16 protein-coding genes and 7 tRNA genes are annotated in these 12,397 nt (G+C 49.9%); 16 read left to right on the top strand and 7 right to left on the bottom strand.

What is annotated here, in order from left to right; all coding sequences use genetic code 11:
- The first annotated feature begins 21 nt into the window (after positions 1–21).
- A complete protein-coding gene (locus JC793_RS13655; RefSeq protein ID WP_182107226.1) occupies positions 22–243 on the top strand; it encodes a DUF3820 family protein in 222 nt (73 codons plus the stop codon).
- Here JC793_RS13655 and JC793_RS13650 read toward each other — a convergent pair.
- Positions 237–659, bottom strand: coding sequence for a MarR family winged helix-turn-helix transcriptional regulator (locus tag JC793_RS13650; protein ID WP_046894808.1), 423 nt, complete (start codon positions 657–659; stop codon positions 237–239). The genes JC793_RS13655 and JC793_RS13650 overlap by 7 nt on opposite strands.
- Before the next feature lie 124 nt (positions 660–783).
- Here JC793_RS13650 and JC793_RS13645 point away from each other — a divergent pair, with 124 nt between their 5' ends.
- Complete coding sequence (locus tag JC793_RS13645) at positions 784–1,536, top strand: SDR family NAD(P)-dependent oxidoreductase (protein ID WP_166708223.1); 753 nt, start codon at positions 784–786, stop codon at positions 1,534–1,536.
- A gap of 47 nt (positions 1,537–1,583) precedes the next feature.
- Here JC793_RS13645 and JC793_RS13640 read toward each other — a convergent pair.
- The 3 genes from JC793_RS13640 to gltX form a co-directional block, all read right to left on the bottom strand.
- Positions 1,584–1,659: transfer RNA gene (locus JC793_RS13640), tRNA-Ala, on the bottom strand.
- 40 nt (positions 1,660–1,699) lie between these two features.
- Positions 1,700–1,775 (bottom strand) — tRNA-Ala (locus JC793_RS13635).
- 130 nt (positions 1,776–1,905) lie between these two features.
- Positions 1,906–3,321 (bottom strand): glutamate--tRNA ligase, encoded by a 1,416-nt coding sequence (gene gltX / locus JC793_RS13630; RefSeq protein ID WP_218426427.1) that lies wholly within the window; start codon positions 3,319–3,321, stop codon positions 1,906–1,908.
- A 146-nt stretch (positions 3,322–3,467) separates the two neighbouring features.
- Here gltX and JC793_RS13625 point away from each other — a divergent pair, with 146 nt between their 5' ends.
- From JC793_RS13625 to JC793_RS13595, 7 genes are all read left to right on the top strand, one after another.
- Complete coding sequence (locus JC793_RS13625) at positions 3,468–3,617, top strand: hypothetical protein (protein ID WP_160316257.1); 150 nt, start codon at positions 3,468–3,470, stop codon at positions 3,615–3,617.
- A gap of 40 nt (positions 3,618–3,657) precedes the next feature.
- Positions 3,658–3,733 (top strand) — tRNA-Val (locus JC793_RS13620).
- A gap of 55 nt (positions 3,734–3,788) precedes the next feature.
- Positions 3,789–3,864, top strand: a tRNA-Val gene (locus JC793_RS13615).
- Positions 3,865–3,901: 37 nt separating this feature from the next.
- Positions 3,902–3,977, top strand: a tRNA-Val gene (locus JC793_RS13610).
- Between the two features lie 32 nt (positions 3,978–4,009).
- Positions 4,010–4,085 (top strand) — tRNA-Lys (locus JC793_RS13605).
- Positions 4,086–4,110: 25 nt separating this feature from the next.
- Positions 4,111–4,186, top strand: a tRNA-Lys gene (locus JC793_RS13600).
- A gap of 245 nt (positions 4,187–4,431) precedes the next feature.
- Complete coding sequence (locus JC793_RS13595; RefSeq protein WP_218426426.1) at positions 4,432–5,538, top strand: hypothetical protein; 1,107 nt, start codon at positions 4,432–4,434, stop codon at positions 5,536–5,538.
- 85 nt (positions 5,539–5,623) lie between these two features.
- On the opposite strand, the gene JC793_RS13590 is transcribed toward JC793_RS13595, so the two are convergent.
- Positions 5,624–6,088, bottom strand: a complete 465-nt coding sequence (locus JC793_RS13590; protein ID WP_166708221.1) for an HIT family protein — start codon at positions 6,086–6,088, stop codon at positions 5,624–5,626.
- A gap of 161 nt (positions 6,089–6,249) precedes the next feature.
- Between JC793_RS13590 and sra the strand changes: the two genes are divergently transcribed.
- On the top strand, positions 6,250–6,477 hold the full coding sequence (gene sra, locus JC793_RS13585) for a stationary-phase-induced ribosome-associated protein (protein WP_015422863.1): 228 nt from the start codon (positions 6,250–6,252) through the stop codon (positions 6,475–6,477).
- A gap of 161 nt (positions 6,478–6,638) precedes the next feature.
- Positions 6,639–7,157 (top strand): YgjV family protein, encoded by a 519-nt coding sequence (locus tag JC793_RS13580; protein ID WP_054424653.1) that lies wholly within the window; start codon positions 6,639–6,641, stop codon positions 7,155–7,157.
- 4 nt (positions 7,158–7,161) lie between these two features.
- Here the strand turns inward: JC793_RS13580 and JC793_RS13575 are convergent, their stop codons facing one another.
- Both JC793_RS13575 and JC793_RS13570 read right to left on the bottom strand, forming a co-directional pair.
- Complete coding sequence (locus JC793_RS13575; protein ID WP_052927514.1) at positions 7,162–7,413, bottom strand: hypothetical protein; 252 nt, start codon at positions 7,411–7,413, stop codon at positions 7,162–7,164.
- A gap of 65 nt (positions 7,414–7,478) precedes the next feature.
- On the bottom strand, positions 7,479–8,090 hold the full coding sequence (locus tag JC793_RS13570) for a DJ-1/PfpI family protein (protein ID WP_218426425.1): 612 nt from the start codon (positions 8,088–8,090) through the stop codon (positions 7,479–7,481).
- A 240-nt stretch (positions 8,091–8,330) separates the two neighbouring features.
- Between JC793_RS13570 and JC793_RS13565 the strand changes: the two genes are divergently transcribed.
- The 5 genes from JC793_RS13565 (at position 8,331) to efeB (ending at position 12,344) form a co-directional block, all read left to right on the top strand.
- On the top strand, positions 8,331–8,885 hold the full coding sequence (locus JC793_RS13565; protein WP_046894814.1) for an iron transporter: 555 nt from the start codon (positions 8,331–8,333) through the stop codon (positions 8,883–8,885).
- A 100-nt stretch (positions 8,886–8,985) separates the two neighbouring features.
- Positions 8,986–9,306, top strand: a complete 321-nt coding sequence (locus JC793_RS13560; RefSeq protein ID WP_080948052.1) for a cupredoxin domain-containing protein — start codon at positions 8,986–8,988, stop codon at positions 9,304–9,306.
- 23 nt (positions 9,307–9,329) lie between these two features.
- On the top strand, positions 9,330–10,169 hold the full coding sequence (locus tag JC793_RS13555; protein WP_218426424.1) for an FTR1 family iron permease: 840 nt from the start codon (positions 9,330–9,332) through the stop codon (positions 10,167–10,169).
- Complete coding sequence (locus JC793_RS13550; protein WP_218426423.1) at positions 10,159–11,058, top strand: EfeM/EfeO family lipoprotein; 900 nt, start codon at positions 10,159–10,161, stop codon at positions 11,056–11,058. The genes JC793_RS13555 and JC793_RS13550 overlap by 11 nt, the downstream gene beginning before the upstream one ends.
- A complete protein-coding gene (gene efeB, locus JC793_RS13545; protein ID WP_166708217.1) occupies positions 11,055–12,344 on the top strand; it encodes an iron uptake transporter deferrochelatase/peroxidase subunit in 1,290 nt (429 codons plus the stop codon). The genes JC793_RS13550 and efeB overlap by 4 nt, the downstream gene beginning before the upstream one ends.
- Positions 12,345–12,397 lie beyond the last annotated feature (53 nt).

The following is a 12,397-nucleotide window of genomic DNA, read 5'->3' as shown; positions in this document are numbered from 1 at the left end:
TCAGTTACATCAGGAAAGATGATGGAAAAAGAAGATTTAGTGGCTGTCGCTAATACTGCTATGCCATTTGGTAAATACAAAGGTTGTCGTTTAATTGACCTTCCTGAGGAATACCTGCTCTGGTTTGCCCGTAAAGACTGCTTTCCTGAAGGACGTCTGGGTCAGCTGATGCAGATCACCCTCGCGATTAAAATTGAAGGTTTAAGTGGCCTGATAAAACCGCTTAAACGTCCTGCTCACTGATCCTGTGTCAGTGCATCGATGACTTTCCTGCTCAGTATACGAAACTGACGCTGTTCATCGTCATCAAGACTTGCAAATACTTTTTCTGCATTGCGTGTGCGTCCTGTTGCCGCGCGTGACAGAAACTCTTCACCTTCCGGTGTCAGCTGGGTAACCAGTTCCCGTTTATCGGTCTCCGACTGATACTGGGAAACAAACTGATGTTTTTTCAGCGCCCGCAATGATTTCGAGACATTCTGGCGCGAAATCCCGAGTTTCTGGCTTAAATCCGACGGGGTTAAATCCCCCTGAAGGCGCAACATTTCCATGACATCATATTGTGCCCATGTCACCTTTTCGGGTGAGCAGATGGTTCGTTGCGCTACCAATGTGCACTGTAACAATGACAGTGTATTTTCCAGTTCCTTGAATGACATAACACCTCCCTTTTATCCTCACTCCTTAGTTTAGCTGAAAGGCAAAATCAGGAAAAGAACATTGATTAACAAAAGTTAATCAATTAAGCTTTTAGTTAACCAAAGTTAATTAAAAGGTGATATCGTGTCTGACTTTCAACAGAAGATTATACTGATTACAGGGGCTTCAACCGGGGTGGGTGAAGGAATTGCCCGTGAATTACTGAAAAGAGGCGCTAAAGTGGCAATTACCGGGCGAAATCCGGGTCTTTTACAAAAAGCAATAAATGAGCTGGATCCTACGGGGGATAGCGTGCTGGCAATCAAAGCAGATGTACGTAAATTGAATGATTGCAGACAGATGGTGGATACGGTGCTGGATAAATTCGGTGCTTTACACGGTCTGGTGAATAATGCCGGCATCACCGGGCCGCACGGTGTGAAGATTGCGGATTACGATTTTGAGGCCTGGCAGGATGTGATTGATACGGATGTAACCGGTACATTTCTCGGGATGAAATTCGGCATTCCCGCCATTATCAAAAGCGGCGGCGGGGCGGTGGTGAATTTATCGGCCTGTAACGGGATAACCGGTATTGCAGGGATCGCCCCTTATACTGCAGCCAAGCACGCCGTACTCGGGCTGACCCGTGCAGCGGCGCTGGAATATGCAGAGCAGGGCGTGCGGATTAATGCGGTCGGGCCGGGTTATGTGGCGACACCGGCTATTCTGGATTTACCGCAGGATGTGCAGACAATGATGGCAGAAAGTCACCCGATGAAACGGATGGCCACTCGTGAAGAAGTCGCAAAAATGGTGGCGTTTCTGCTGTCAGATGACAGCCGTTTCTGTACCGGCGGGTTCTATCCGGTGGATGGCGGCTATACCGCACAATGACAGAAAACAGAAACAAAAAACCCCGGTCAGAGACCGGGGTTTGAATTTGGTGGAGCTAAGGGGGATCGAACCCCTGACCTCTTGCATGCCATGCAAGCGCTCTCCCAGCTGAGCTATAGCCCCGGAAAACCGGGTGTCGCGATATTATCAGTCACCAAAGATTTGGTGGAGCTAAGGGGGATCGAACCCCTGACCTCTTGCATGCCATGCAAGCGCTCTCCCAGCTGAGCTATAGCCCCGATAAAATCGACCGGACGCGCAGCATAATAGGCAAGCTTCCCTGTGCTGTCAACGGCTTAATATGAAATTAGTGTGCGACCGATGAAAAAATACCCGGCACAGGGCCGGGTATTGAGCAGCAGATAATGATTATTGTGCTTCGCGCTCAGCAATAAAGCCCAGCGCCATATCGATACGCGCCAGAGAGCGGGACTGACCAATCGCATGTACGGTCACATCCAGGCCCGGAGACTGACCGGCACCGGTTACAGCAACACGTAACGGCATACCGACTTTACCCATACCGATTTCCAGTTCATCAGCCGTTGCCTGAATGGCTTCATGTACGGCTTCCGGTGTCCAGGTGGTCAGTGCGGTCAGTTTGGCTTTAACTACTTCCAGCGGCTGACGGGCAACCGGACGCAGGTGTTTTTTCGCTGCATCGGCATCGAAGCTGTCAAAATCTTCATAGAAGTAACGGCAGGTTTCCGCCATTTCTTTCAGTGTTTTGCAGCGTTCGCCCAGCAGGCGGACCAGATCGGCCAGTTGCGGGCCGTTGCGGGTATCAATCCCGGCATTTTCAATATGCCATTGCAGGTAAACGGCCACTTCTTCCGCCGGCATACTGTTAATATAGTGGTGGTTGAGCCACTGTAATTTCTCAGTATTGAATGCACTGGCAGATTTGCTGACGGCTTCCAGCGTGAACAGCTCAGTCATTTCTTCAATACTGAAGATTTCCTGATCACCGTGAGACCAGCCCAGACGCACCAGGTAGTTCAGCAGAGCCTGCGGCAGATAACCGTCATCACGGTACTGCATTACACCTACCGCACCATGACGTTTGGATAATTTTTTACCGTCGTCGCCGTTGATCATGGAGACGTGGGCATATTCCGGCACCGGTGCGCCGAGCGCTTTCAGGATATTGATCTGGCGCGGCGTGTTGTTGATATGGTCTTCACCACGGATAACATGGGTAATTTCCATATCCCAGTCATCGACAACCACACAGAAGTTATAGGTCGGGGAGCCATCAGTACGGCGAATAATTAAGTCATCCAGTTCCTGGTTGCTGAATTCAATCGGCCCGCGGATTTTGTCATCAAAAATAACAGACCCTTCCTGCGGGTTACGGAAACGCACCACATGCGGTTCGTCCGCAGTATGGTTATGAGCGTGATCGCGGCAGCAGCCGTCATAACGCGGCTTCTCATTATTTGCCATCTGTTTTTCACGCAGGGCTTCCAGGCGCTCTTTGGAACAGTAGCAGCGGTAAGCTGTTCCGTTTTCAATCATGGTGTCGATCACCTGATTGTAGCGATCGAAACGTTTGGTCTGGTAATACGGGCCTTCATCCCAGCCGAGATTTAACCAGTTCATCCCGTCCATAATGGCGTCGATAGCTTCCTGAGTTGAGCGTTCAAGATCGGTATCTTCTATACGCAGGACGAATTCACCGTGATTGTGACGGCTGTACAGCCAGGAGTACAGAGCGGTACGTGCACCGCCCACATGCAGGTAGCCGGTAGGGCTGGGTGCGAAACGGGTTTTTACTTTACTCATTGGAATGCCTTTCATAACGTCTGCGCCAGACGTAGTGGATGATGAAATACGATGCGGGATATTTTAGCACTGAGACATAATTCCTCAATGAAAAGGGGGAAAGAAGGCCGAAAAAGTCATTTTTCTCGCGTTAAAAGGAAAAAAGCATGACAAAACAGCGTGTTTTTGCAGCGATTAACCCGACGGAGATCACGATTTATCCGATTTCTGCTTACATACTGCACGCGGATGGCGATAATCAGAACAGGGTGACTAAAATTACAACGAACGATCATTTTCTTTCGAAAAAGCGTTGACTCAAACGCGGAGATCCCTATAATGCACCTCCATCACGACGGGCGATTAGCTCAGTTGGTAGAGCATCTCCCTTACAAGGAGGGGGTCACTGGTTCGAGCCCGGTATCGCCCACCATTCTTATTAAGAATGAACGTTGTGATAGTGAAGTAAAGAAGTAAATGTTATGAATGGGCGATTAGCTCAGTTGGTAGAGCATCTCCCTTACAAGGAGGGGGTCACTGGTTCGAGCCCGGTATCGCCCACCATTCATAATAATGATGTAAGTTGCAGTCATCCTGAAGTGGGCGATTAGCTCAGTTGGTAGAGCATCTCCCTTACAAGGAGGGGGTCACTGGTTCGAGCCCGGTATCGCCCACCACTTCACATGATTCTCCCGCATCACTCAGGTATGGGTCGTTAGCTCAGTTGGTAGAGCAGTTGACTTTTAATCAATTGGTCACAGGTTCGAATCCTGTACGACCCACCATTCCTGAAAAGTAAATCCCAAAGATGGGTCGTTAGCTCAGTTGGTAGAGCAGTTGACTTTTAATCAATTGGTCACAGGTTCGAATCCTGTACGACCCACCATCTTTCTTCTCTCTCTTTTTCGTCTTATTATCCTCTTTCTGTATTTCTGTCTGTTTCCCGATACTTTCCGTCTGATTCTGTGATCTGCCTCATACTGTTCCATTAAAGTTTTTAACCGGTCTGCCGTTATTTTCCTGTATCAGTCACGATTTTTTGTGATCTCTCTTTTTATAACCAATACTGACGTCGTTCCGGCAGCCCGGAGCGGCATATCTCTGTTTTTTTCAGCATGGAGCTCTATTCCGATGTCGTGGCCTGTTCCTGAATTTCCGGTTAAACGTGATGCGCCGGGTGCCAAAATTACGCTGTGGCTGGGATTGCTGTTCGCTGTTCTGGCACTGATCTTTTTCCTCGATTTTTATATTTTCAAACTCCCGCTGACAGAAGTACTGATCTTTATCTACCTGCCTTACATTCTGATCTGGATGTGTCTGTTTACTTATGCCATGCACCGTCATGAGCAGGCGCGGATAGCCTGTCAGAGCTGGAATGCCTCCATTAATTTTAAACGTAATGAATGGGTAAACTGGTGTCAGCGCAAACTGATGGTGACCGGAGCTTCATTACTGATGCCGAAAAATGTTAAACAAGCTTACACATCAGAGCAAAAACGGCGGACAGAAGAGGAAGATAAACAGCCGCTTGCCGGTTATGACCACTCGGTTGAAGCTATTTTTACCGCACTGGATAAAGATCTGAATCAGCAGCACGAAGGTTACCAGTCAAAATTAAAAACCGTGTATGTGGTTACCCCGAATCAGCTGCAAAATTCAGAAATCGAACGTGCGGTGACAAAAATCTGGGGTTGCACGGCAGAAATCATTCAGAGCCCGGATGATATCGGTCATTTGTTTGATGAGGAGGATAACAGCGCCATGTGGCTGCTCGCCGGACTGAATATCTGGCAGGTTGGTCAAATCCCGGCCTTTCATGAAATGGCAAGTGCCATTCTGCTGACATCCTGCTACTATTTTGAGCGCAATACATTCCCGTTCAGCGGCAGTCTGTCACGCTTTATGCCGATCAATGAAATGCAGTTAACGTCCGATCTTCCGATGCTGGAAAAAATGAATCTGCTGGATAAAGAGGAAGAAAAATCGTTCTGGCTGATGCGGGAAAGTGAACTGGCTCAGGATGTGATTTATGAGTTCTGCAATAAAGCACAACGCCGTACCTTCCTGAAAAATAATATTTATATTGCGGATAATCAGGTCAGTGCTGACAGAGAAGCCGTCTTTGTGATGGCGATGATGCTGATAAAAGCCATGGAAACCCTCAGCCCGCAATGCCTGCTGATGATGGACAGTGACGGCCTGGGGTATGCGACAGTAGTCGGCTGTGAAGTCCGCTGATATCGTATTCCGGTAATACAATATTCTGCTAATACAATATTCTGCTGATACAATATTCCGGCGGTGAGCGCACCACCGGAATTACTCAGTTTTTCTGACTTGCGCGGATAGCTGCAGCCAGTTCAGCCAGCTTCCCGTCATCTGCCCGCTCACAGTCGTGGGATGACAAAAATCCCGGATACTGCGTGTAAAACGCGGGTTGTTTATGTTCAATCGGCCGCCATTCCGTCATATCCGCCGTACCGTGCATCGGACTGAGTTTACTGTGGATATGATCCACACCGTAGCCCTCAAAAAACATCCCGCAGCGGGCGACATCCGGAAATGCCTGTTCCAGAATTTTTGCCACTTTCCTGGTCGCCAGTACCAGTCCGGTCAGGACATCATCTTCCAGATCAAATGCATAGCTCGGATAATGCGCTTTCGGGATCACAACGGTAAACCCGTCGGTATTGGGAAAAATGGACAAAAACGCCAGATAGTTTTCGTCTTCCCAAATCTTATGACAGGGGGATTTCCCCGCTGCAATATCACAAAAAATACAGGCCATTTATCAGATACTCCCGGGCAGTGAACAGGTTGTATCCAACATACAGGATGCAACCCGGAAATACCATTATGCAGACGTTAAATCAGTAACTTAGGGAAAACTTTATTATTTTCAGTAAGTTGCTATAATGGGTGAACGTTCATAACAATGAGGAGTTTATTATGCGAACTAATAGAGCTGCGAGACGTTTGTTAGGAATGCCTTACACGTACAGTAAGGGAAAATCAAAAATTAACATCTTTATTGCAGCTGCCGCGGATGAAAACGCGGAAAAAATCCCGCAGGCGCTGAAGTCAAAAAGCAGAATCTGTGTGATTCAGGACGACAATAAGAAAACCCGGACCTATCATAAAATCGAGACACATTATCCGGGCTATATGGCATGTTAATACCACGGCACATGTGATAACGGCATGATGCAATAAGAAAAGGGGCTGAGGCCTCTTTTTTAATGTCTGAAACGTGCAATAGCTCGCAACCTGAACAAATTATGTTTATGCTGGCAGCACAATAATTAAAACCATTCAGCATGTGATTACGGCAGGGGAAGATGGACTATCTGTATTACGCGGGGCAGGGGCTCGGTATTGTTGCGTTTATTATCGGAACAACTGTTTTTGTCCAGCGCAATGAGCGGAAGCTCAAAATCCGGTTATCAATTTACACCGCTATTATGGCATCTCACTTTTTTCTGCTCGGGGCTTATCCGGCGGGGATCAGTGCCACTCTCAACAGTATCCGCACGTATGTTTCCATCAGTCACCGCCAGCGCCGGATTCTCTGGTTATTTGTCTCACTGACGCTGATTCTTGCTGTACCGAATATCCGTACCTGGCAGGAAGTGCTTCCGGTGACGGGCACACTGATGAGCACCTTTGCATTTTTTCTGCTGGGCGGATTGCGTATGCGGTATGTACTCTGGTGTTCAACGGCCTGCTGGGTGGTGTATAACGCCTGGCTGGGAACCGTGGGCGGCACACTGATTGAATCGACGTTTCTGGTAATCAACGGCTGGGCGATTTACCGTTTCCGGCGCCTGATAAAACAGGGAATTAATCCGTTCAGCTGAAGAATTACGGCTGCTCATCTGCGGGAAGCGTGTTTTCCGGATTGTCCGGAATACCGGGGCTGTCGTCATTGCCGGAGCCGGTTTCGCGCATCACCTCATTACACATAAAATAGAGGCCGGGACGGCGTTTGGCGATATATTCCAGGCGGAGTTCACATTCATGTTTGCTATAGATATCCTCTGTGACCGGCAGAGCCTCGCAGGCATCATCGCCGCACGTACTCACCAGTAACACAAATCCGATAGTTTCTAACATAAACATCCGCCGGTTTTATTTCAGAGGGGCTATTATGTCGTAAATGGTTGCCTGTCGTCCAGTTTTTATACTGCGAAAGGGTCATCACCGGCATCATTATGCCACCGGTATTCAATGTGTTGTGCGATCTCTTCTGCTGCGGCTTCACCATGGCGATCAGCAATAAATGCCAGCGCCATATCTGTGCCTGCCGATACACCGGAAGAGGTATAAAAACGGCCGTCCGTACACCAGCGTGCCTTTTTCACCCAATTTACCTGTGCCGGCAGCGAGGTTACCCACTGCCAGGCGCGTTTATTGGATGTCGCCCGTCTGCCGTCAAGCACACCGGCCGCCGCCAGCAGGGCCGAACCGGTACAGACAGAAAGGCACCATTGTGCGTGCTGTGCCGCGGTACGCAACGCTGCGAGCATATCTTCATCACTGACCAGCCGCCGTGTGCCCTGACCTCCCGGCACCAGCATCAGTGCGGTTTTCTCCGGCTCAAATACAGTTGTTATTATCTGTGCCCCCTGTGAACTGGTGATCACACCACCACGGAGAGAACAGTAATTCAGTGTGTAATGCGGGGAACGGCCGAAAATCTCAGCGGGGCCGAACACATCCAGAGTTTCAAAATCATCGAACAATACAATATCGAACAATACAATATCGAACAATACAATATCGGCTTGCATCAGTGTGATCTCATTTGCAGAAGGCTGGTTAAGATGTAACGCATCAGCGGAAATTATACAACAACGGATATTTCCTGCCGGACATTGCTTTTGCGGATGTATTTTGTGGCTGAATCTGGGATGAAATGTAACCGTTTCATTGAAAAATGTGGCGGTAAACGATAACTTTTACTTGAACAGCATAAATGATAATGATTATTATTGTCGGTACTATTTGTATAATGACAATGAGGAATCAGCATGCGTATCGGGATGAGTGTGGCAGCAGCATTACTGGGCGTGGTATCAACCTCCGCCATGGCACTGGAGTATCCGCTCGGGCAGCCTGTTATCAAAAACGGTATGGAAATTCAGGGTGTGTATCTGCAGCCGATTACCATGGCGGTGGAAGGCAAACATGAAATGCATCACCTGGCGGCAGACAAATCAGATATCCATCTGGAAGCGGATATCCATGCCGTTGAGGAAAACCCGAACGGTTTCGCGGAAGGAGACTGGATCCCGTATCTGAAAGTGGATTACAAAGTCACCAAACTGGATGATCCGAAGAAAGCCCAGTCCGGCACCTTTATGGCGATGGTTGCCAGCGATGGCCCGCACTACGGTGAAAACCTGAAGCTGGATGGCTACGGCAAATACCGTGTCGAATATCGTATCTCTCCGCCGAGCATGAATGACAGCGTGGCATTCGGTCGTCATATTGATAAAGAAACCGGTGTTGCCCCGTGGTTTGAACCGTTTGATGTCTCCTGGGACTTCGAGTATGCCGGTACCGGCCGCAAAGGCAGTTACTGAGTTTATTATTTAAGGAAAACAGCAGGCCGGGTAATACCGACCTGCTGTCCGGACACCGGACGTCACTATCCCGCAGAGGTCACTCATGAAATCCTTTGTTATGGCACTGTGTTTATCTGTGCTTTCACTGATATCACTACCCGCCGGTGCGGCGGAAAAATTCACTGTCGAACTGGAAATGAATAACGGCGAACTGACTCCGCCGGTACTTAAGGTGCCTGCGAAAACGCCGATCCGCATCAAAATAGCCAATACCGGAACAGAACCGGTCGAATTTGAAAGCACCCAGCTGCGCAAAGAGAAAGTGCTGGCGCCGGGCGCGTCTTCCGTGGTGGTGATTGCGCCGCTTAAACCCGGGAAATATACCTTTTTTGATGATTTTCATCTGTCGCATCCGGCCGGTGAAATCATCGCGGAATAAGTGTCAGTTCACAGGAATTAATTATGGGACAGGTTCTTTTTGTCGTCTGGCGGGAAAGCTTTGAAGCTCTGCTGGTAGTCGGCATCATTTATGCGTGGATAAAACAGCACCCGGATGCAGCCGCAGGACGACGCTATCTCTGGGGCGGAGTGGCACTGGGTGTCGCGTTGTCACTGTTTCTTGCTCTGCTTATCTATGGCGTATTTAATGTGCTGGATGACAGCGGCCAGACGTACTTTATGATCGGCATGTCGCTGTTCGCATCGGTACTGATCGTGCAGATGGTGTACTGGATGCAGCAGCACAGCGCATCTCTGAAAGTCGGTATTGAGCAGGAAATGAACGACAGCGCTCGGCAGCACTCCTGGTGGGGGGCACTGTTTATTGTCGCGATTGCGATAGCCCGTGAGGGAAGTGAAATTGTGGTGTTTCTCTCCGGTATTGTGATGGGGCTGAATGCGGATACCATGTGGTCATTTACCGGCGAGGTTGTGGCCGGTATCGCCGTGGCAGCACTGACTCTGTGGCTGTTTATGTTCACGTACCGTAAAATTGCCTGGAAATGGTTTTTCCGTATCACCGGTATTGTGCTGCTGTTTCTGGCCTGCTCTCTGTTACTTAAGGGAACGGAAGAGATTGTCAATCTGCTGACAGAGCATGATATCGAACTGAATGATTTTCTCATCTATCCGCTGTGGGATACCACGGACTGGCTCGATGACACCGGAACCACCGGCAGTTTCCTCGCCAGCCTGTTCGGCTACCGTGCGCAGCCTATCGGCCTGAGCGTGATTACTTTCGTGGTGTACTGGCTGGTAATTATTGCGCTGTTCTGCCGCAAAGGAAAAAAACATGCTGATTAACCGGACTGCTGTACTGATACTGACATCTCTGCTGCTCAGTACGCCCGGCTATGCGGAGAAATACCGCGCCGGTAATCCGGATACCGGCAGTGATGTGGTGATCGCCAAAGGGGATATTCCGTCCCCTGAAAAATTCCGTCCGGTTGTGGCGGATTATATGACGATGATGGGAAAACAGGCGGCAGAAACTGAACATCAGTTGCTGTTGTTACAAAAAGCCCTGACCGCCGGGGATATGGCCGCTGCTCGGCAGGCCTGTATTCAGGCACATTATGATTACGAAGTTATCCGTGCGGCGGTGGTGGTCTTCGGTCACGCCGACAGAGTGATTAACCCTCATGCCGGATATTTTCTCAGCCGCGAGCAGGATCCGAAATTCACCGGGTTTCACCGCATCGAATATGCCTTGTTTGCACAAAATGATCCTGCCGCTGCACAGGCTGCCACCGCAGATTTACTGCGCAATATTGCCGATCTGAAACAACGGATCGCCGTGGAAACTCTGCCGGCAGCGAAACTGGTGCAGTCAGCGGATGATAGTATTGAGCTGATCCTCAGTACCAAACTGGCCGGTGCTGAAAACCGCTACAGCCGCTCGGATTTATCAGATATTGCCGCGAATATTGAGGGGGCGCGTCGTATTGTCAGCGGGCTGGCACCGTTATTATCCGCTAAAACAAATGACACACTCCGCAAACAGTTTGCCGGGCCGGATGCCGTAATGGCACGCTACCGGGATACCCGGGGGCAGTATGCTGTGTATGAAAAACTGACACCGGAAGATAAACAGCAGCTGTATGCCGATCTGACACTGCTGGCGGAATCTCTGGCACAATTGCGTGCGGAGCTGAAAATAGATGTGTATTACAAATACCGGAATGAACAATGAGACACGGTAAACCGAATCCGGCTGAATCAGACGAGTCTGTCAGCCTCAGCAAACGAAGCACCCTGAAATGGCTGGGGGCAGGGAGTGTCCTGTTATCCGGCGGGTTACCGGCCTTTTCTGCCGTTGCCGCACCGGCAGCGTGCGATAACAGCGCCCGGCTGCGGGAAATTCCGTTTACAGGTAAACATCAGGCCGGGGTTATCACTCCGGAGCAAAAAGAAGCTGTTTTCCTGGCACTGAATCTGACGGTGAAAACTCTGGATGAGATTGAGGATGTTTTCCGGCGGCTGACAGGCTGTATTGCGGAACTGACCCGTAACCGGCAGGCCGCAACACCGGGCGATGACAGAATGCCGCCTGCGGAATCGGGTATTCTCGGTACGGCACTGACAGCTGATGCGCTGACGGTCACGGTTTCTCTCGGTCATTCTCTGTTTGATGCGCGTTTCGGCTTATCTCCGCTGAAACCAAAGAAATTTACGGGCATGACCGCATTCCCGAATGACCGGCTTGATCCGGCCTGGTGCGGCGGGGATATCCTGCTGCAGTTTTGTGCCAACAGCCGTGAAACGGTGATTTACGCATTACGCGAAGTGCTGCGCCGTCTTTCCGGCCGGGTGGCACCATTATGGAAAATTGACGGTTTTCTGCCTGCAAGAGATATCGAGTGCCGCACAACGCCGGTTAATTTGTTTGGCTTTAAAGACGGCACCGGGAATGCAGACGCCGGTGATGATGTCCTGATGAATGATCTTGTCTGGATCACCAGCCGGGAACCCGCCTGGGCGGAAAACGGCAGTTATCAGGCAGTACGCCTTATCCGCTTTGAACTGGAGTTCTGGGACCGGACACCGCTTGAGGATCAGGAAAATGATTTCGGCCGACATAAGGCCAGTGGTGCGCCGATGGGAAAAATGGCGGAACATGACGATCCGGACTTTAAACAGGACCCGCACGGTGACCGGGTCTTATTTGACTCACATATGCGCCGCGCGGAACCCCGATCCACGGAGAGACATGTTGCCAAACTGCGCCGCCGCAGTTACAGCTACTCTCTGGGGCTGACCCCGTCAGGACAGCTGGATATGGGGCTGGTGTTTATCTCATTCCAGAAGGATCTGAAAACAGGATTTATTGATACACAAAAACGCCTGAACGGCGAACCGCTCGAACGTTACATCAAACCGTTCGGCGGGGGATATTATCTGGTGCTGCCGGGTATAACATCTGAGAAAAGTTACCTGGGTGAAACACTGATTACGGCCGCGAGGGAACAGGGCGAATAAGAGGATACCGGGCGGTATCCTCACCTGCATGGTTTTATCAGAACAGCCTTATC

This window comes from Morganella morganii (genome assembly GCF_019242955.1).
Classification (GTDB): domain Bacteria; phylum Pseudomonadota; class Gammaproteobacteria; order Enterobacterales; family Enterobacteriaceae; genus Morganella; species Morganella sibonii.
Note: the sequence above shows the minus strand (reverse complement) of the source record. Positions and strands in the feature narration are given on the sequence as shown.